Genomic DNA, 19,574 nt, shown 5'->3' with positions numbered 1-19,574 from the left:
CGGCCCGGATCGGGTGAAAGCGTCAGCCAGAACGCGCGCACCGGGCCGAAACCTGCTCTGCCAGCACAGATGCGCCGGCTGAGCGTGCTTCCTGACCCAGCCGGCGCAGCTGGTCGTCGGCGCGTGCCGAACGCAGGTTCTGGGCGGACGCCACGGCTTCTCCGGCGAACTCGGTCGCCACCGCCACGTCGCCGAGCGCGAGATGGTTGCGGGCCAGCGCCGTCAACGCGAGCGTGCGAGCGCGACCTTCGCCATATGTGCCAACCTTTGTGGTGAGTGAGGCGATGGCCTGCTCGGGATCGTCCAACGCACACCGGTCGGCCCACGCGTTGTGCGCCGCCACGACACCGAGCTGGAACGCCTTCAGGGCGTCGTCGGGTGCGTTGTGGTGCAGGAACATCCGGCCTGCCCGCGTCAGCACGGAGGCGATCAGTGACTCGTTTTCCGCCTGGCGCGCCAACGTCAGCGCCTTGGCGAAGTGCGGCAGCGCGACTCCGGGTTGTCCGCTGTCGAACGCCGTCCAGCCCGCCAGTTCGTGGACCTCGGCGACGGCGGTCCACGTCGGAGCGTCGCCGACGACGATCATCGGTTCGACGGCGGCGAGGTGTTCCAGAACTGAGGTGTGGCAGGCGATCCCGCCGTAACGCCGGTCCAATGCCCGCAACGCCTGGGTGCGCGCCGCGATCACCTCGGGTGAGACAAGAACCGACGGCATCCCGGACGGCAGCCAGTCGAACGTGGGCGCGCCGACCATGATCCGAGCTGCGTGCTCCAGAAACCGTTGCCGCTCCCCGGAGTTCTCCCTGATCAGTTCCGCTGCCTCGGGAAATCCGTCCGCCACGGCGGCCAGACACCACTGCGAGGCCTCGGCAGTCTCGCCGAGTGCGAACAGGACGTGCGCCAGCCGCACGGCCGCGTCACCGAGGCGTTGGTCGGCGGCGACCCGGAAGTGCACGGCCGCCTCGCGCAGGCGCCCGGCCCGTTCCGCGTCCTCGCCGAGGCGGTACAACCGCTCGACGGCCTCGTCGAGCTCGAACTGGCTCAGCAGCTCACTCATCACTGCCTCCGAGAATCCGTCGCAGCTCGGCCCGGCCGCGGGTGAGGTGCGTGCGCACGGTGGACTCGCCGACCATCAGCACCGCGGCGATCTCGCTGACCGAGTACCCGAGCAGGTGATGCAGCGCCACGGTCTCGCGGTGCCTGGGGGACAGCTCGCGCAACGCGGAGTGCAGCGCCTCCACCTCGTGCACGGGCTGAACGACCTCGGGCACCTCGGCGAGCGGCGTTTCTTGTGCGTATCGCTGCTGCCACCGCCGCATGAGCCGTATCGCGACCTTGAGCACCCACGCCTCGGGCTTGTCGTACGCGTGGATGTCGCTCCATCGGTGCCGTGCGATCACCATCGCGTCCTGTGCGATGTCCTCGACGACGCGAGTGTCACCGCTCAAAGCCGTCAGCGTCCTCGTGACCACGGGCAGGCACCCGCGGAAGAACTCGGCGAAGCCCTGATCCGGCTCCGGTGTGCTCAACGGCCTTCCCTTCAGCGTCCGCTCACGTCGTTCACCGCCCTGAGGCGACCTTCAACGGTTACAGGCGCTGAAACCAGCCAAGGCTGACAGCGAGGAGCGAATTCACCCGATCGGAGTCCTAGGGGAGGAGATGCCGGAAGGCGTTGACCAGCAGCATGCGTTGCTGGTCGACGTCGAGACCCTCCTCCGGCAACGGCCGGAACTCCTTGTTGCCCTGCGAGCCACGCGGGCCGAACGACTCGACGCGGACCGCGATGTCCACGACGTCCGACGTCAGTTCCACAGTGGACTGATCGTCCGGGATCGGCTCGTTCTGCTGGTAGAGCTCGTAGGTGAACCGCATCTCGATCGCGCCGTCGAACGTGGCCTGCTCGGTCGGCAGCTGCATCGCGTCGAACACCGACCGGTACAGCGCGGCGCCGGTGAGGTGCAACGGCGTCATCACGACGTGCGTGGTGCCGAGGTCGTGGCTGCGCACGGAGATCGCGACGGTCGGGCCGTCCGGAGTCGGCGGGACGGGCTGAGGGAACACCGGGAGCTCCGACTTGCGGTCGGAACGCCAGATCGCCACGAGGCGGTCGGCGGCGTCCACGAGGTCGATGTGCTTGCGCGGCGCGAGAAGCGCGGGCAACGGTTCCTCGTCGAGCCGCACGATGAACAGGAACGCGCGGCGGCGCGTCATCTCCAGGTTGAACGCCCCGGTCCACTCCTTGGCCACCCACTCGCGGTGCGGGGTGTTCGCCGACCACAGCAGGACGTAGTAGTCGGAGGTGGCCAGTGCCTCGTCGATCGCGGCCATCACGTCGTCGCCGGGCGCGATCTCGTTCTCGTCCAGGTAGGCGTTGACGTTGCGCGCTTCCAGTTCGGCACGGAGTTGCTCGGCGTGCGGGCGGTCCTTGCCGGCGAACGACAGGAACACCTTGGGGCGGGTTTCGAGCGGCACGGGGTCTCCGTTCTTCCTGAGTCTTCTGCGCAGCGGGCCCGCTGAGGTCTGAACGCCCGCGTCGCCGTGCAGGGACCAGCACGCCCAGTCCGCCGGGTGCCGGTCGGCGACTTCTCTCAGTGCGTGCTGCAGAGCGCGATCTCTCGGGAGCTTCGCGAGGTGGCGGTCGAACGCGTCGAGCACCTTCCCCGCCACCTCGTCGCCGGCCTTCCACCGGGCCGCGACGACCGACGCGGCGCCCGCGGTGAGGGCCGCGCGAACGAACCCGGTTCCCTTGCCGTGGCCGCGTTGCTGGGTCATCCCGGACTCGCAGGCGCCGAGCACGACCGTGCCGCACGCGCTGAAGTCCAGCTTTCCCAACGCTTCCACGGACATCCGTTCGTCGTGGAACTCCAGCCACGACTGGCCGGGGTTCAGGCGATCGTTCGTGCCGTGGGCGTCGATGCGGACGCGGTGGAACCGGCCTTCTTCCAGAGTCCGTTGCAGTTCAGCGGCTTTCCGGAAGATCGCCGTCTCGTCGCCCCTCTGCCCGCGGGAGCGGCGCTGCAACGGGCGCAGCGCCGACAGGCAGGGCAGGCTGGACAGCGCGTGGGTCACGCCGAGGTGGTGGTCCGTGCCGGGGACGGGCAGGCCGGCGAGCGGCACGTCCGCGAGGACGTCACCTGCCACGACCACGATCCGGGTGGCCTTGGGCGGCAGGGCCCTGATGACGTCGTCCAGCGCGATCAGGCGGGTCAGCTCGGCGAGCAAGGTGTCGAGGATCGCGTTGTCGTACTTGGGTTTCCACGCCTTGAGCCGGCGGATCGTGTCGGTGAGCTCGCCGATGTGGACGTTGGTCGTGACGTGCGTGATCCTGCGGCCGATGATCACGTGGTGGAGCTGGTCCGGCGTCGCGTGCATCATCCACACGACCTGGTCCTTCGGCAGTCGCCTCGTAGCCCTGGCGAGCCAGCGCCTGGCCGCGGTCAGGTCGACGAAGCTCGGAAGGTCGCGTGGCTCGGTGAGGATCGCCGTGCTCCTGGCCGCCTCGACCGCGACCACCAGTCCCGCCAACGCTTTGCCGCCTTCACGACGGACGCGGCGGACCGCGGCGTGCACCCGGCCGTCGTGCTCGTCGGGGGCGGCGCGCAGCATCCGGAGCTTGCCGCTGGGGCCGTCCTGGTGGTCGGTGCTGTTCTCCTCGATGCGCCGGGACTCGGACCAGTGTTGTGCGGCGAGGTCTTCGTGGCCCGCGTCGGCGAACGTGTCGCCGAGTTTGCGCAGTGCCAGCGCGGTGAGCTCGGCGTGCCCCGATCGGCTCGCGACCTCGAAGTGCTGTGCGGCCTGTTCGAGCCGGCCCTGGGCGTACGCGAGCTCGGCGGAGGTCAGGTGCCAGAGAGGGGAGTTCCCCTCGCCCAGCATGCCTTCCGCCTTGAGCAGCTCGTCCTCGGCGATCAGGCGGCGGACGTGGCTGAGCCGGCGTTCCGGCCGCAGCGTCTGGGTGGCGTCCGGGAGCTGCGCGATCACCTCCGGCCCGGCCGCGGCGACCAGCAGCGGGAAGAGCCTGCGGGCCGCGCCCGCCTGCCTGGTCATCACCAGCAGCACGGTCAGCTCGTAGAGGGCGGCGAACCTCAGCGCGGCCTCGATCTGGTAGCTGGTGAGGCATCTCGTCATCAACGCCAGCGCTTCCTCGTACCGGACCTCGCGCCTGAGCGCGGCGGCCCGCCGCAGGAAGTCGGCCGGATTCCGGGGAGCCTGACCGCTGATCTTCGTGACGCGGGTGCCCCTGCGCACGTCCAGCAGGACCCGGTCCCGGCCGATGTGCTCCAGGTGCTCTGGACGTCCGGCGCGGCGGAAGTGGCGTTCGGCGGCGTCGAGTTCGCTTTCCGCGCTGGGGTAGTCGTAGCGGTCCGCGGCGGCCAGCGCGGCCACCCGCGCGAGCCTCGCCTGTTCCAGTTCGGTGAGTTTGAGCTTCCGCAGTTCGCGCACGTCCCGCTCGGCCGCGGTGTGATCCGTCGCGGCACTGCGGATCTGGGCCCGGAGGACTCTCAGCGTGATGTCGTTGGCCGCGCCCAGATACTCGTCGCAGCGTTGCGCCGCCTTGGCGATCGCGCCGAGGTTGAGCAGCGTGGCGCAGTGGTCGTGGGCGACGAGCGGGCTGATCTTCGCGGCCTTCGCGTAGGCGAGGTCGACGCCGAGCACGTTGCCGCGCAACGCGGCGGACCGCGCGGCCTTGACCGCGTCCGCGAGTGGGGTGCCGGGTTCTATCTGCATTCAATGCCCTCTGCGGAAGGCATAGCGGTGTTGTATGTCGCCCATTGCTCCGTCTGATCTGGAGAACGGACAGGCGACCACGATGCCCGCGGCCGCTTTGAAATGCGTTCGTTGGCGCATGCACGATCCTCCGTGCGTCGCAGATTAACGATCCAGACGGCCCACAGATCGTTTGTCCACTTTCTGTCAACGAACTGCTCAAACGATCTTGTCGGTGCTCCTCGGCACACTGGATCCACCACCGATCCGAGGAGACCGACATGTGCTGGGACTGCGACCACCCCGCCGACCGCATGGAAGAACACCTGGCCACGTTGCGCCGCTGCATCGACGCGCGAGGCTGGGCCGTGCAGGCGATAGAACGGGACCGGGCCCACCCGCCCTGGGCCTACACCGTGGGCCTGACCCCGCGCGGCCTGCCGGAGCTCGTCGTGACGGGCATGCCCGTCCTGGAAGCGGGCCGCCTGCTCGACGACATGGCCGAACACCTCGCGCACAGCTGCCTTCCCGCCCCCGGCCGCCGCTTCAGCGTGCCCGGCGGCCCGCTGCTGGAAGTCGTCCGCGTCGCGCGCCCCTGGGCCCACCTGCTGGTGTCCGCGCGGCTTTACGGCGAGGGCATCGAGGCCCTGCAACTCGTGCACGCCGACGAGTCCGGGCGCTGGCCGTGGGATCGCTCTTACGAAGGCGTGGTGGGAGGTCAGCCGGTTCTGGGCGTGAGAGCGGGACCACCGGGCGGGTGAGCCCCGCCCACCGAGCGGCTGATCCGCTCACCCAACCCCCGCAGGTGCTCCACCAGCTCGTCCGGCCCGTGCAGCACGAAGTCGCAGCCCAGCAAGGTCAGGCGGAACGCGAGGTAGTCGATCGTGTCCTCGACGCTGTGCCACGAGCACGAACCGTCGTCGAGGGCGGTCAGGTCGCCGGAGAAGTCCGCCAGCCGGGCCCGCGCCAGCTCCACCGGTAGCCGAAGGGTCGCTCGGGCCCGGAAGGTCGGCGCCGAGTCGTACATCTTCCGCGTCACGAACTCCGTCGCGTCCCCGCCGGGCGGCACGCGCGGTGCGAAGCGAGCCCCGGTGGCGAGCGCGGAGGAGACCCGGTCCAGCCGGAAGATCCGCCAGTCGTCCCGTTCCACGTCGAAGGCGAGGAGGTACCAGCGCCGGCCGAGCGCTACCAACTGAACAGGCTCCACGTGCCGCTTCGAGACCACGTTCTCGTTGGCGACGTAGGCGAACCGCATCCGTTCGCGGGCGGCGACCGCGCCGGCGATCACGGTCAGCTGGCCGGGGTCGACCAGCGAGGCGTCCGAGGGTGACGCGGGTGCGGTGGCCGAGGTCAGCGACGCGACCCGCCGGGCCAGCCGGGGCGGCAGCACCTGCTGCAGCTTCGCCAGGGCGCGCAGCGACGCCTCGGCGATGCCCACCACCGGTTGCCGCGCGGCGGTGCGCAGGCCGACCGCGATGGCGACGGCCTCCTCGTCGTCGAGCAGCAGCGGTGGCATCGCCGCGCCCGCGCCGAGCCGGTACCCGCCGAGCACGCCCATCGAGGCCTCGACGGGATAGCCGAGGTCACGCAACCGGTCGACGTCACGCCGCACCGTCCGCGGCGTGACCTCCAACCGGGCAGCCAGTTCGCTGCCGGGCCACTCGCGGGGCGTCTGCAGCAACGACAGCAGGCGCAACAACCGGGCCGCATCACTCATACCGCAAACCTAGGGCGGGTCCGGTAGGTCCGTTCGATGAGAGTCACGGTATGAGGGCGTCCCGGAGGCGGTGCCGCCGCGGCGCCCTCATACTGGGCGTATTCGGGCGTTGCGGCGGTGCCGTCTCCGGGGCCCTCGACCGCGACTATCGCGGACGAGGCTTACGGGACCCGCTCTAGGCCAGAACTAGGACCGATCTCGTCCTACATGCGCCATACGGTCGCCCCAACGAGCAAAGGGGAGACCGAATGAACGTCGTGCCCGAGGGCTACCACACCGTGACGCCGTGGCTGATCACCGCGGGCCGGACGGCCGAGCTGATCGACTTCATCACGGAGGTGTTCGACGCCACCGAACTCGGCCGCGTCGGCGAGGCACCGAGGATCGGCCACGCCGAGGTCCGCATCGGCGACTCGGTCGTGATGCTGTTCGACGTGCCGGACTGGCCGTCCACGCCCGCGTTCCTGCGCCTCTACATCGCCGACGACGCGGCCGTCCTCAAGCGCGCCGTGGCACTCGGCGGCAGGATCGTCACCGAGCCCACCGAACTGTTCTGGGGTGATCGGGTCAGCCGGTTCGCCGACCCGTTCGGCAACCTGTGGTGGCTGCACCAGCGCGTCGCGGAGCCCACCGAGGCCGAGCTGAACGCGAGGATGCAGGACCCGGTCTTCGTCGAGGCCATGAAGTACGTGCAGAGCGCGGACTTCACTCCGCGGAGGTGACCCAGTCCTCGGTGTCGCGGTGCCGGCCGAGCCCCACGGCGTCGAACTCGTCGTGGTGCTCGCCCTTCACGACCCCGAGTCGCCGGAGCGCGCGCGAGATCGGGGAGACATCAGGCGCGAGGTCGCCCTCTTCCCGCACCAACGGCCCGAGCACGCTGCGGCCCTGTTCCCAGACCTGAGCCCGCTGCGAGCCCGTGCCACCGAAGAACTCCGCGTCCACGAACGCGACCGGCCCGCGCAGCGACCACTCCACCAACTGCTCGGAGTCCGGCACAGCGGACAGCGGCAGCAGCACCAGGTCCTGCGCGAGCGGAACGACACGAACGCTCACCAGCACCTCGGCGCCGGCGATGACGGCCTGAAGGCGGTACACGTCAGCCGGTGACCCTGTCTCGTTCGTCCGCGGTCAGCGTCGGCTCCGGCGAGGCTGACCGCGGCCCGCGCAGGGTCGCCCACACCATCTTGGGACTGACCAGGTTCGCCATCGGCGCGGACAACGTGAACGCGTCCAGGAACGCCCGAGTCACCGCGGCCTCCGTGGTGGCCGTGCGCACCAAACGGTCCACATAGCGCTGCAGAACCCGCCCGGCCAGCGGCAACGGCTTCCCGACCGCGCCCGGATACAGGATGTCCTGGTTGGTCGCCATCGCCCAGGCCCCGTCGACGACCTTGCCGATGCCGCGCTGGATCTGCTGCGCACCGTGCCCGGCCTTGAGGCCCGCGTCCAACGCCTGCGCGCTCTGCGCCGCGATCGACATCCCGTGCCCGTAAACGGGGTTGTAGGTGGCCACCGAGTCGCCCAGCGCCACGATCCCGGAAGGCCAGGACTTCAAGCGCTCGAAGAACATCCGCCGGTTCGCGGTGCTGTGCGACCCGTACACCGGCGACAGCGGCTCGGCCGAGGCGATCAGCTCACCCACGACCGGATTGCGCACCGACCGGGCGAAGCCGACGAACTCCGACTCGTCCGTCGACGGCTCGCCGCCACGCGTCCCGGACAACGTGACCAGCCACTTGCCGTCCTCGATGGGCAGCAGGGTCGCGGTGCAACCGGGATGCGGATCGCGCGGGTTCGCCTGCACGTTGACGATCGGGAAACCGGAGGTCGCGGTCGGCGGTGCCTGGAAGATCCTCGTCGCGTAAGCAAGTCCCGAGTCGACGCTCTCGGAGTGCACGGCGGGCAGTCCCAGGTCGACCAGCCACGCGGGCAACCGGGAGGCACGGCCGGTCGTGTCCACGACCAGGTCCGCCTCCAGCGACACCTGCTCGTGCGAGATCCGGTCCTCGACCAGCACCCCGGTCACCGAGTGCCGATCACCGAGCAACGACACCGGTTCGGTCCCGGTCAGCACGGAGATCTTGTTGTCCCGCAACGCCTGGCCGCGCACGACCCAGTCCAGCAGCCCGCGGCTGCACGAGACGATGAACTGCATCTCGGGGAATCGCGGCACCCAACCCTGGGCGCTCAGCGACACCAGGTCGTTGGGCACCCCGATCCGGTGCGCGCCGGCGGCGAACAACGCGTCCAGCGTGCCCGGCAGCAACGACTCGATCGCCCGCGCGCCACCGGACATCAGCAGGTGCGCGTGCCGGGCCTGAGGCACGCCGGAACGCGGCGCGGGACCGTCCGGCAGCTTGTCGCGCTCCACCACGGTGACCTCGTCGACGTGCCGGACGAGGACGGACGCCGCGAGCATGCCCGCGAGTCCTCCGCCGAGCACAACGGCGTGTGTGGGTGCCATCTAATCCATTCCCCCTGCTGCTTCCACGCGCGCTGCGTCGGCGACGGCGGCGTCGACTATCGGCGAGTGCTGGTACGCACGCGAGATCCGGACCCACCTGTCGTGCTCGGCGGCGAGGTCGGTGCCGTCGACGATCTCCGCGGCGGGACGGCGTTGGGGCGCCCGGGAACGGCCACCCGACGAGCCCGCGGCCCGCAACTGGGCGGCCTCCACGACGGCGGCGACCTCGTCCTGGGCCAGTGCGGCTTCGCGCGCGCGAGAGGACGCGGCCTCGCCGACGGTCAGGTCGAAGTACGGCGTCAGAGCCCAGCGCCAGTCGTTGAGTTCGATGATCTGCCGGCGCACGCGGTGGTGCGGGTTGAGGAACTTGCCCGGCGCCACCAGCACGATGCCGGGATTCACGTGCAGCAGCGCGCGGTGCAGCGGCCGCAACGCGAAGTACGTGCGCCAGCGCCGCACCCACAGCGAGGGCGACGGGCGGCGCGGGCCGAAGACCGGCAGGGCCATCGCGATCACCAGCGGGAAGATCGCCAGCGACGCCATCAGCGGCGCGCCCGTGCTCAGCACGTCGAAGCTGCGCTCACCGAACCAGTTCATCAGCAGCACGAACAGCTTGATGACCGCGAACGCCACCGGGAACAGCCCGGTCGCGCTGTACCAGCGCAGGCCACGGGCGAGCCAGGGCCGGGCGGAGATCGCCTCGTCCCGGGCGCCCTGCCAGCAGTGGTAGGCCTGACCGCCGCAGCCGACCGCGGTCGCCACCAGGTAGATGAACAGGAACACCGCCACCGTGGGCTGCGTCGCGTAGAACGTGTCGAAGTCGACCTGGCGTTCCTCGTCGACCTCGGACTTGAAGAACAGCACGATCATCGCCGCGATGATCGAGCCGTAGCTGACGACGATCAGCCGGACCCGTTGCCACGCCTGGACCACCGGATAACGCCAGAACAGCACGAGAGCGAACGACGACCCGGCGAAGCCCACCACGAGGCTGTAGACGAGCAGCGCGGCGAAGTTCGGCACGCCGCTGACCCAGTTGATCCAGGTGATGTTCGCGGGTGCGGCGAAGAGGATGGCGAACGCGGAGAAGGAGACCGTGGAGATGAGCGCGACGACACGAGGGCTGCCCCAGCTCGACCGCAGTGCGCGGATCTTGTACGCGAGGAGGAGCAGACCGACCATGCCGCACGAGAGGTAGATCAGGTTAAAGATCGCCACGACGCACCCAGCGAGATCTTCCTTCGAGAGACTCGGCCACCCGGCGCACGTGCGCGGGCTCCTCGGTGGTGGCCGTGTCGGCCCACACCCGGTGTTCCGTCAGTCGTTCCAGCAGGTGGTCGGCGAGGTTCTCGGCCTCGCGTTCCTCGTCCTCGGTCAGCGTCGTGCGCCCGGCGATGATCTTCGCCATCCGCGGCAGCAGGTGCGGCGCGAGCTTGCGCATGCCCTCGTCACGGGTCAGTGCGACGGGCTGGTGCTGGAGCAGCACGTGCGCGAACTCGTGCAGCAGCACGTGCAGGCGGTGGTACCAGGACGGCGAGTCGGCGCAGATGACGAGATAGGTGCCGTTCTCCAGCAACGCGGTCGCGCCGCTCAGGCAGACCGCGTTCGTGATCGCGGCGAAGCGGACGTCGACGGGACGGTCGAGCCGCTCACCCATGAGCTCGCAGACACGGCGGCTCGCCTCCTGGTGCGTGGCGTCGGGCGGCAGGTCGAGATCGCGCGCGACCTCGTCGACCAGCTTGCGCAGTTTCCTGCGGTTCACCCGTCGCCTCCTCTCGATGTCGTCTGCAGCGGTCCAGGCCGAGATCTTCACGCCGGCGACGTCATCAAGTGTGGTCCGCGGAACTGCGGCGGCTGTTCAACGGGAACGACCACCCTTCGCCGACTTCGAGCGCCTGCCGGAACCCTTCTACCGCAGCGGCCCTGGCCTGAGGGGACAGATCGCCCGTGCGTTCGGCCAGACGGGTGACGAACTCGACGACGCCGAGTTCGCGCAGTGCCAGGAAGTCTGTCAGCTCCGAGTCGACCCGTGCGGCCAGGTCGTCGTCGAAGAAGTACGCCGGGTCGGCGCCGAAGTGGTCGGCCAGGCCGAGGATGTGCTTGAGGCGCGGGTTGTCGCTGGTGTTGCTCAGCAGTTCGCGGATGTAGCTGGCGGAGATGCTGCCGAACTGGCCGGACGAGCTGATCGACGCCGCGACCTCTTCCGGTGACCACGGTCCACGGTCCGGCGGGTGCACGGCCTCGAAGAGCGTGCTCACGGCCGTCGGCCGCCATCCTGGCTGTTCAGCCGGGTGCAGTTCGCGGCGGCCGCCGAGGAACACCGCGGGGTGCACGCCGAGCGCGCCGGCGAGGTCGACGATGGCCTGGCAGGTCGGGTTGTCCTTCACACCGAGCCGCAGCTGCGAGATGTAGCCGTGCCCGATGTCCCCGCCCCGGGACTTCACCGCGGCGGCGAGCGCTACGTTGGTAACCTTGCCCCGTCCGTCGGGCGGGTTGTTGCAGAGCTCGTTGAGGACCTCGGTGAACGGCCTCACGCCACACCTCCGCTGGAGCGACTCAGGGCCAGCGATCATTCCACTGTTGTGGAACCAAGAGAGCATATGACATCACAGGGGTTGAATCCACCTGTCCGTAGTCCTATGATCACACTCCGCCTGTTGCACTGATGTGTCGCGTTTGATCCGAACGACGTCACTTCAGTTGAAAGAGGCAGATCGAGCCAGTCAGAGCTGCAGTCTGGGGGGACTCATGGCGACTGTGCGAATGGGGTCACCGGTGGACCACGGTTCTCTGCGCCTGCACGACGAAAGCGCTCCCACGCGCTGCGGTTCGTGCGCACAACCAGTCGGCGCCTGGGCGACGGACCGCCTCACGGGCCTCCTCGGTCGCTGGGGCTGGGACGACCAGGCACCCGCGACGTACCGCCGCGCCCAGCGCCGGTGGGAGCAGGTCGCGCTGCTCGTGATCGACCTCGACCGCTTCAAGAAGATCAACGACGAATACGGCCACCCCGCGGGCGATGTGGTGCTCACCGACGTCGCCGCGGTGCTGACGGCCCACACGCGCCCGACGGACCTCGTGTGCCGCTACGGCGGTGATGAGTTCCTCGTGCTGCTGCCCCGCACCAAGGGCGGAGAAGCGGCCATGGTGGCCGAACGAATCCTGCGCGGCATCCGCGCACTGCAGATCGAGATCACCACGAACGACGGCTACCACCTCACCCTGCACGGCCAGACGGCGTCCATCGGCGTCGCGGCGCACGTCCCCAGCGCCGAGGGCACGCTGATCGACCTGGTCCGCGACACCGACGCGGCCCTGCAACGCGCCAAGCGAGCAGGCCGGGCCCGCGTCCAGCTGCACGACCCGAGCACGTTCGCCGCCGAACGCACCGCCGACTCCTCGGCCCTGCACCACCTGCTCGCGTTGCAGGACCTGATGAGCAGCGACCAGCTACCGCAGGTCCTGGTGGCGCTGTCCGACGGCGCCAAGGCGGCGGAGGACCTGGTCCCCGCCCTCGGCCCGAAGGTGATCAGGACGCTGGAACGCCTGCAGGACAACGGCTTCGTACTCCGCCGCGCGGCTCGCTACGAACTCACGGCCGCCGCCCGCGAGTGGATCACGGACGTGCTGCCGGCTGTCGCCGCGTGGACGAACCGCCACCACGGGCTCGTCCGCTAGCACCGGCGAACACGGAGAGTGTCACCCGTTTAACCCCGGCGAGCGGCTGCTTTGGAAGCGGAAGAAGTCGTAGCGTGGTCGCGGGGTGATGTCGGGTGGCCAGAGTCGAGAACACCGTGTCCGGGACCTCGCACGGGAACGTGGTGCAGGCCGGGTCGATCGGAACGGTGCACGTGCATTCCGCCTCGCCTGGAAACCCTGTGCCGCAACAGCTACCGCCCGCGCCCAAGGTGTTCGTCAGCCGCGCGGGCGAGCTGACCGAGCTCGACCGGTGGCACGAGCGCGAGGATCACCAGCTGCTCGTCGTGGTCAGCGGGCCCGGAGGTGTCGGCAAGACCTCGCTCGCGCTGAGATGGCTGCACGACACGCGTGACCAGTTCCCCGACGGCCAGCTTTACGTGGATCTCGGCGCCCACACGGAGGCTGCGCAGCCGGACGACGTGCTCGAGTGGTTCCTCGGCGCGCTCGGCGTCGAGGTGGTGCCGCCACTCCTGCCCCAGCGGCAGGCGTTGTTCCGCTCGCTCACGGCCAACAGGTCGTTCGCGATACTGCTCGACAACGCGGCGAGTGCTGCCCAGGTCAGACCGCTGCTCCCGGCTTCGTCGTCGTGCGCGGTGGTGGTGACCAGCAGGTGGCGGCTCAGTCCGCTCGGCATGGACGGCGCCCGGTTCATCGAGGTCGACCCGATGGACCTGCGGGACTCGGTCACGCTGCTGGAACGGGTGCTGGGGGAGCCCCGGCTCGCGGTGGAGGCCGACGCCGCCCGCGAGCTGGCGCGGCTGTGCGGCGGACTGCCGATCGCGCTCGGGGTGATCGGCGCACGGCTGTCCCGGCGGCCGCGGCGGTCGCTGGCCAAGGAGGTCGACGAGCTCAGCGCGGAGAACCGCAGGCTCGCCGGACTCGACCTCGGCGACTCCACGTCGGTCCGCGCGGTCCTGGACTTGTCCTATGTGGACCTGCCGCCACGTCAGGCACGGCTCTACCGCTTGAGTTCGTGGCATCCCGGCACCAGCTTCGGCGTCGACGCCGCCGCGGCGATGCTCGCGGACGACATCGGCGAGATCGAGGACGACCTCGACGACCTGGTGGAGAAGAACCTCCTCGTGGAAGCAGGTGACGACCGGTTCCGGTTCCACGACCTGCTGCGCCTGCACGCGCGCGGGCAGGACGACGACGAACGCGAGGACGCGGTCCTGCGGGCGGTGGAGTTCTACCTGGACAAGGCGGCGGGCGCGGCCATGGCCGCGATCCCCGGCCGTCCGCAGGTAGGTCTGCGCTTCAAGTCCGCAGATCCTGACGTGTACGGCTCGCGGGCCGAGGCGCTGGACTGGCTCGACCACGAAAGCGACAACCTCGTGCAGGCGTTGCGCGCCGCGGACGGCCACGGCTGGCCGGATCTCGTCTGGCAGCTCGCCGAGGCGATGTACGCGTTGTTCCAGCGGCGTCACCACTACTCGGACTGGCTGCTCACCCACGAACTCGCGGTGCAGGCCGCACGGTCGTGCGGCGAGCGGACCGCGGAGTCCCGGCTGCGCAACCAGCTCGCCGTCGCGTTGCGCAACCTCGGCCGTCTCGACGAGGCCGTTGCACAGGTCCGCGCCGTTCTCGATCTCGCGGGCGACCACGACCTCGGCAGCCGGGCGACCGCGCTCGTGGTGCTCGGCGGCATCTACCGGCTCAGAGGTGAGTACGACTTGGCACTGCGGTACCTCCGCGAGGGCGTCGACGTGGAGACCCGCCACGGACGCCACCGCGGCATCGGCCTCGCGCGCCGCCGCGTCGGCGAGGTGCTCGCCGAGATGGGCCGTCTCGACGAGGCGATCACCGAACTGACGGAGTCCGAGACGTTGCTGGACAACGTCATCGACAAGGCGCGCGCACGGATGTTCCGATCCCGCGCGATCCTCCACGCGGGCTGCCCCGACGAGGCCGCGCGCCTGGCAGAGGGAGTGCTCGCCGAAGTTCGCGACGCCGGCTCACCGCTGCACGTCGCCGACACCTTCGAGCTGCTGGGCGAGATCGCCGAACGTCGAGGGGATCTCGTGCGCGCTCGCGACCACTACGGCTCCGCCCTGGCCTGCTACGGCGAGTCCTTCGACCCCAGCGCCGACCGCGTCCGGGACAGGCTCGCCGCGCTCGATCGGCACGACGACGAGCGAACACCCGACGTACCGCCGCAGCAACGCCCCGGCGACGGCGAGCGCGACCTCCGCTGACCGCTCGGGCGCGGCCAGCAGCACGTCCGCCAACGTCCACCACCTCGGCGCCGCCCGGTCGCCCCGGACGAACAGCACCCCGTCCCTCCTGACCACGCCCTCGTCAACGACCATGGCGGACCGGCGAGATCGGCGCGGCGTGCGCGGGCTCCGGTATCCCGAGCACCTGGTACATGGCGGCTCGCAGGATCGCGCCAGACCGGTCGAGACGGGAGCTGATCAGGCCGGCGAACTCCGGGACGGTGACGGCGTCCGCGATGTCACCGGTGTACCGCGGCACCGCCTCGCTGAGCGCGTGCGCGAGGCTGCCGCGGCGGACGTCGGGACAGGTGGCGAGCAGCACGCGAGCACCAACGGCGGCGGCGTACTGCGTCGTCGAGCCGTGATCGCCGACGACGACGTCGCTCGCGATCATCGCCGCCCGCCAGCCCTCCTCCGGCGGAACGACGGTCACATCGCAGTCGGCGAGCCACGACCGAACCTGCCAGGCGCCGTGCGCGGCCCAGATGTTCGGATGCAGCACCGCGGCCACCCGTGCGTGCCTGGTCAGCTCCCGATACAGCTCAGGGCGTTGGTAGAACGTGGATTCCGCGGTCCACGTCGAGCTGACGGTGACGAGTGCCTGATCAGGCCGCACGCCCAGCGCCCGCCGATACTGCTCGCGGAACGGCAGACTCGCCCGCATCCGGTCGAGACAGATGTCGCCCGCGACGACAGCGGCGGGCAACGCCTCGGGGCAGGACTCGGCGAGCGCGTCGAGTTCGTGGTCGTGCGACAAAGCGATCACCGACGCCGGCACCCTCCCGTCACGCATGAGCAACTGCCGGTCGAGCCCGTGCACGGCCCGCGCCGCCTGCCCCGCCGCCCGAACCCGCGGCCGCGACTTCAACGCACCTGCCCCGTGCGGCAGCACGAGCACGGGCCCCGGCGCCCGATCGATGAACCGGTAGCTGGCCGCGAGCACGAGGTCGAACTCGTGCTGTGCCGCCATCTCCCACGGAATCACCAGCCCGCCAACCTCGCGAGCGAAGCGCGCGGTGGCCTCGTCCTGCTCGGGCAACGTGAAGTAGGTCTGGACCCGGAAATCGCTGTCCAGCAAGGGCAACAGGTCGAGCAGCCGCGCGCCCGCCACCACACTGGGCACGATCACGAGCACCTTGCGACATCCGGGCACCGTCACCCGGTGCGCGCCTCCCACGCCGAGCGGGGTGGTGAACCAGTTCATCCAGGCCTCCATCGGTCGAAGCGATGAGAAGACCGTCCCGTCCCGAGTGTTCATCGAGCTGTCAAAAGCTCTCCGCGCACTTCAGTGCGCTTTCGATCAAGACTCCTGTCCTGTTCCGCTCGCAATTCACGTCCAAATGTCAATGGACTGTCACTGAACTGTCATCTCCGGTTGGGTGAGTGCATTGCATTGCCGCTGAACTGGGAGGAGACTCTTTGGTCGGGGACGCGAGGGGTGGCGCCGGTGACTGCGCGATTCACGATTCTGGGACAAACGGGAATACGTGTCGGTGAGGCGATCGACACGCAGTGGGGCTCGCTCAAGCTGCGGGCCATGCTCGGCGCGCTGCTGGCGCAGCCGCGAGTGCCGGTACCTGCTGCGGAGCTGGCCGACTGGGTCTGGTCGGACGGCGGCGACCTTCCGCTGAACCCCGTGCAGACGCTGTACTCGTATTCCTATCGGATCCGCCGCGCCCTCGATTCCATGCAGGACCGAGTGGAATTGGTTGTCGCGAACGGTGCTTATCGGCTCGACGTCGACCGCAAATCCGTGGACTACTTCCAGTTCCGCGACCACCTCGACCGAGCTCGTACGCTGGTGCGCCGCGGAGATCATCAACAGGCCCTGGACGTCATTCGCGGCGCATTCGGCATCTGGCGTCATCAACGTCCGCTCGAAGACCTCAGGTCCAGTCGGGCCGACGCCTGGCGGCACCGGTTCCGGCTCAACGTCCTGCTCCCCGCGTACGACCTGCTGTGCGGCGAGTACCTGGTCCTGGGCGACTACGCCGAGGTCCTCGAAGTGCTGGAGGACCTGGACCACCACGAGCACCCGGTGTTGTTGAAGCGACGTCTCGAGGCGCTGTACCGGCTCGCCCGCGTCGAGGAGGCCACCGAACTGTTCTTCAGCGCTTACAAGGCCTACAAGGCCGACGTCAACGACGCCGCGGCCGACGACCTGCGCGAGTTCCACGACCAGCTGAAGGAGAACGGCGTCGCCGGAAGCCGGCCGCGGGAAGGAACCGCGGGTGTGCTGGTGCCAGAACAACTCCCGCTCGACGTGCCGATGTTCTTGGGGCACAAGGAGAAGTTCGCCGAACTGGATGCCGTGGCCGCGAATCCCGGCGTTGTGATCATCGACGGTGTCGGTGGTGTCGGCAAGACCGCGTTCGCCGTGCGCTGGTGCCACACTCGGCGGCAGAACTTCCCCGGTGGCGTGCTTTTCGCCGACCTGCAAGGGTTCTCCGACGGGGCGATCGTGGACGCGTCGTCCGTTGTCGATCGATTCCTGCAGGGGCTCGGCGTTCCACCCGATCGCATCGCGAACCCGGATCACCGCACGGCGAAGCTCCAGTCCGTGCTCTCCGGGCGCAAGGTGGCGGTGGTGCTGGACAACGCCCGCAACGCCGCGCAGATCCATTCCCTGCTGCCGCTGTTCTCGTCGTGCGTGGTGATCGTGACGAGCCGCTCCCGCATGTCCGGACTGGCTGCCCGCTTCGCGCCACAACGGATCTCGATCGGCCCACTCGGTCTGGGGGACGCGAGTGAGCTGCTGGCGGACCGTATCGGCGAGCGCGTGCGCGGCTTTGGGGCACTCGGTGAGCTGACGAGAGTGTGCCAGGGCCTGCCGATCGTCCTGAAGGTGCTCGCGAACCACATTGCTCAACGGCCCGCGGTGCCGCTGAACGAGTTCGTCAAGCACTTCCACGAACGCGGAGTGCTCGACCTCGATGCCACGCACGGTCCGCGTGCGGTGTTCATGCAGTCGTTGCGTGCCTTGGAACCCGAGGCAAGAGTGCTGTTCCGGACGATCGGCGCGCATCCGGGGCCGAGCATCACGGTCGGAGTGGCCGCCGCGATGACGGGGTTGCCCAAGAGAAGGGTTCACGAGGCGCTGGACGCCCTGACCGAGGCCCACCTGCTCGAGCAGGCAGGAGAACTGGACCGTTTCAAGCTCCACGACCTGCTACGCGAGTTCTCCGCGGGGCTGCTCGATGACGCGGAGGAACGGGGTGCGATCGAGCTCCGCATGCTGGACCACTACCTGCGCACCGCCGAGCGTGCGGACCAGCTGATGCTACCGACGATGGTCAGGGTGCCCACGTCGGACGACGAGCAGGACGCCGGCGCGCTCGAGTTCGAGAACGTGACATCCGCGCGTCGCTGGTGTGAGGCAGAAGCGCAAAACCTCCTTGCCTTGGTGCGCCTCGCCTTCCACACGGGGTACTACGAGCACGCGGCGACGATTCCGCAGCTGGTCGGTCAGATCTTGCTGCGGAAGGGGAACACGGCGGAGGTGCTGAACCTCCTGCACGCCGGGCTCGCCGCAGCGAAGTTCCTCGGTGCGTGCGCCGAGGAGGAGACCTCGGCGTTGTTGCTGCAGATCGGTTACACCTACCTGCTCCGCCAGGAATACCGGCGGGCGGAACACCACGTGCACCTGGCGCACTTGGGATTCGCCCGTGCTGAGGGCGATCAGACCGTGGCAATTGCCTCGTGTCTGCACACCGGTGCTCGGATATTGGTCGAGACCGGCAGCGTGATAATGGGAATAGACTCGCATGAACGTGCCTTGCTGATGTTGCGTCAATCTGGTTCTCCCGCTCCAAGCATGGAGATCGGGTTTCTCTATCGTGCTGGCGAGGCGTACAAGAACGCTTTTGAATACGCGCGCGCCGCGACCTATTACCATCAAGCCCTTGCGCTTGCCTGCGAGATCGGGGACGAGACGTCCGAAGCGACAGTTCTTCATCTGCTGGGCGCGTTGAGTTTCGCCCGTGAGCGCACGGCGGAGGCCCGTGAGTTCGCGGAGGCCGCGCTCTTCAAACACGCGAGGCTCCATGCCATCGGCAACGCCGGAGAAGCCTGCGCCCTGCTCAGTGAGATCGAACTGGAAGACGGAAGGTTGTTCGACGCGAAGCAATATGCCCGTCAGGCGATCCGGCTCTGCGGCAGGGCGGGTGCGTCGCTCCACGAGGCAACTGCCCTGCACGTGCTCAGCAGGATCCTCGAACGGGAGGCGCGGTTCGACGGTGCCGTCGAGGCACTGGAGCGGGCGCACGTCATCTTCGCGGATCTGGACCGCGGGCGCGCCGAACTCGTCGCCGCTGAACTGAGGGAACTCCAGGTGGAGCTCGCCTTGCCGACTGCCCGTTCTGAGTCGCCGGTGCTGGATCTCGACCGCTGATTTGACTGAAAGTGGTACTACTGGTGGGTAGTTGAATCGGTGGCTACCTCGACGGGTGTCACCTGTTAGCAGGACGTTTGACTTCTGCGGCTCTTCTCTGTGAGCATTCCATCTCGCTCAGGAATCTCCCCGAGGATGCAGGAGTAAAACCAGTTGAAGAACGTCCTGCGCCGCCTGCTGCCCGTGATCGGCATGCTCGCGGTCGCCTTCGTTTTGGTCTACACCAATTCGCCGGACGCGATCGAGGCCAGCCGTTTCTGGATCAGCGTGATCGAGCAGTCAGGCCCGTTGAACTGAGTTCGATCGACGCCGGGTGTTCCCCCGCCTCGGTAATCGAATTCACTTCAGGTTGAATGTTCCCGGGTGGGCGCCTGCACGCCCACC

16 protein-coding genes are annotated in these 19,574 nt (G+C 69.0%); 6 read left to right on the top strand and 10 right to left on the bottom strand.

The window, feature by feature from the left end:
• Positions 1-22: 22 nt before the first annotated feature.
• The 3 genes from ACIRG5_RS31290 to ACIRG5_RS31280 all read right to left on the bottom strand — a co-directional run bounded on the left by ACIRG5_RS31290 (position 23) and on the right by ACIRG5_RS31280 (position 4,725).
• Positions 23-1,057, bottom strand: a complete 1,035-nt coding sequence (locus tag ACIRG5_RS31290; protein ID WP_402911242.1) for a tol-pal system YbgF family protein — start codon at positions 1,055-1,057, stop codon at positions 23-25.
• Positions 1,050-1,529, bottom strand: a complete 480-nt coding sequence (locus ACIRG5_RS31285) for an RNA polymerase sigma factor (RefSeq protein WP_402911240.1) — start codon at positions 1,527-1,529, stop codon at positions 1,050-1,052. Before ACIRG5_RS31285 ends, ACIRG5_RS31290 begins: the two co-directional genes overlap by 8 nt.
• A gap of 118 nt (positions 1,530-1,647) precedes the next feature.
• Positions 1,648-4,725 carry a TIR domain-containing protein gene (locus tag ACIRG5_RS31280; RefSeq protein ID WP_402911237.1) on the bottom strand — a complete coding sequence of 1,026 codons (3,078 nt, stop codon included), beginning with the start codon at positions 4,723-4,725 and terminating at the stop codon, positions 1,648-1,650.
• Positions 4,726-4,985: 260 nt separating this feature from the next.
• Here ACIRG5_RS31280 and ACIRG5_RS31275 point away from each other — a divergent pair, with 260 nt between their 5' ends.
• Positions 4,986-5,465, top strand: coding sequence for a DUF4262 domain-containing protein (locus tag ACIRG5_RS31275; RefSeq protein ID WP_402911234.1), 480 nt, complete (start codon positions 4,986-4,988; stop codon positions 5,463-5,465).
• Here ACIRG5_RS31275 and ACIRG5_RS31270 read toward each other — a convergent pair.
• Entirely contained in the window at positions 5,423-6,421 is a 999-nt protein-coding gene (locus tag ACIRG5_RS31270) for a helix-turn-helix transcriptional regulator (protein ID WP_402911231.1), read from the bottom strand. The two genes, ACIRG5_RS31275 and ACIRG5_RS31270, sit on opposite strands and share 43 nt — an antisense overlap.
• 248 nt (positions 6,422-6,669) lie before the next feature.
• On the opposite strand from ACIRG5_RS31270, the gene ACIRG5_RS31265 reads away from it, so the two are divergent.
• Entirely contained in the window at positions 6,670-7,143 is a 474-nt protein-coding gene (locus ACIRG5_RS31265; protein ID WP_402911229.1) for a VOC family protein, read from the top strand.
• On the opposite strand, the gene ACIRG5_RS31260 is transcribed toward ACIRG5_RS31265, so the two are convergent.
• The 5 genes from ACIRG5_RS31260 to ACIRG5_RS31240 all read right to left on the bottom strand — a co-directional run bounded on the left by ACIRG5_RS31260 (position 7,127) and on the right by ACIRG5_RS31240 (position 11,419).
• Positions 7,127-7,516 carry a hypothetical protein gene (locus ACIRG5_RS31260; protein ID WP_402911227.1) on the bottom strand — a complete coding sequence of 130 codons (390 nt, stop codon included), beginning with the start codon at positions 7,514-7,516 and terminating at the stop codon, positions 7,127-7,129. The two genes, ACIRG5_RS31265 and ACIRG5_RS31260, sit on opposite strands and share 17 nt — an antisense overlap.
• Before the next feature lies 1 nt (position 7,517).
• Positions 7,518-8,885 carry an NAD(P)/FAD-dependent oxidoreductase gene (locus tag ACIRG5_RS31255; RefSeq protein WP_402911224.1) on the bottom strand — a complete coding sequence of 456 codons (1,368 nt, stop codon included), beginning with the start codon at positions 8,883-8,885 and terminating at the stop codon, positions 7,518-7,520.
• Positions 8,886-10,103, bottom strand: coding sequence for an MAB_1171c family putative transporter (locus ACIRG5_RS31250; protein ID WP_402911221.1), 1,218 nt, complete (start codon positions 10,101-10,103; stop codon positions 8,886-8,888).
• Positions 10,090-10,647, bottom strand: coding sequence for a hypothetical protein (locus ACIRG5_RS31245; RefSeq protein WP_330272803.1), 558 nt, complete (start codon positions 10,645-10,647; stop codon positions 10,090-10,092). The genes ACIRG5_RS31250 and ACIRG5_RS31245 overlap by 14 nt, the downstream gene beginning before the upstream one ends.
• Before the next feature lie 64 nt (positions 10,648-10,711).
• The gene (locus tag ACIRG5_RS31240; RefSeq protein ID WP_402911218.1) at positions 10,712-11,419 is read right to left on the bottom strand and encodes a hypothetical protein; all 708 of its coding nucleotides are present in this window, start codon (positions 11,417-11,419) and stop codon (positions 10,712-10,714) included.
• 241 nt (positions 11,420-11,660) lie between these two features.
• Between ACIRG5_RS31240 and ACIRG5_RS31235 the strand changes: the two genes are divergently transcribed.
• On the top strand, positions 11,661-12,563 hold the full coding sequence (locus tag ACIRG5_RS31235) for a diguanylate cyclase (protein ID WP_402911217.1): 903 nt from the start codon (positions 11,661-11,663) through the stop codon (positions 12,561-12,563).
• 95 nt (positions 12,564-12,658) lie between these two features.
• A complete protein-coding gene (locus tag ACIRG5_RS31230) occupies positions 12,659-14,779 on the top strand; it encodes a tetratricopeptide repeat protein (protein ID WP_402911214.1) in 2,121 nt (706 codons plus the stop codon).
• Between the two features lie 103 nt (positions 14,780-14,882).
• On the opposite strand, the gene ACIRG5_RS31225 is transcribed toward ACIRG5_RS31230, so the two are convergent.
• Positions 14,883-16,004 (bottom strand): hypothetical protein, encoded by a 1,122-nt coding sequence (locus ACIRG5_RS31225; protein ID WP_402911212.1) that lies wholly within the window; start codon positions 16,002-16,004, stop codon positions 14,883-14,885.
• A gap of 243 nt (positions 16,005-16,247) precedes the next feature.
• Between ACIRG5_RS31225 and ACIRG5_RS31220 the strand changes: the two genes are divergently transcribed.
• Entirely contained in the window at positions 16,248-19,190 is a 2,943-nt protein-coding gene (locus ACIRG5_RS31220) for an AfsR/SARP family transcriptional regulator (protein WP_402911209.1), read from the top strand.
• Between the two features lie 153 nt (positions 19,191-19,343).
• Positions 19,344-19,487, top strand: coding sequence for a hypothetical protein (locus tag ACIRG5_RS31215; RefSeq protein WP_319975421.1), 144 nt, complete (start codon positions 19,344-19,346; stop codon positions 19,485-19,487).
• Positions 19,488-19,574 lie beyond the last annotated feature (87 nt).

Source organism: Lentzea sp. NPDC102401, assembly GCF_044765805.1.
In the GTDB taxonomy this organism is placed as follows: Bacteria; Actinomycetota; Actinomycetes; order Mycobacteriales; family Pseudonocardiaceae; genus Lentzea; species Lentzea sokolovensis.
Note: the sequence above shows the minus strand (reverse complement) of the source record. Positions and strands in the feature narration are given on the sequence as shown.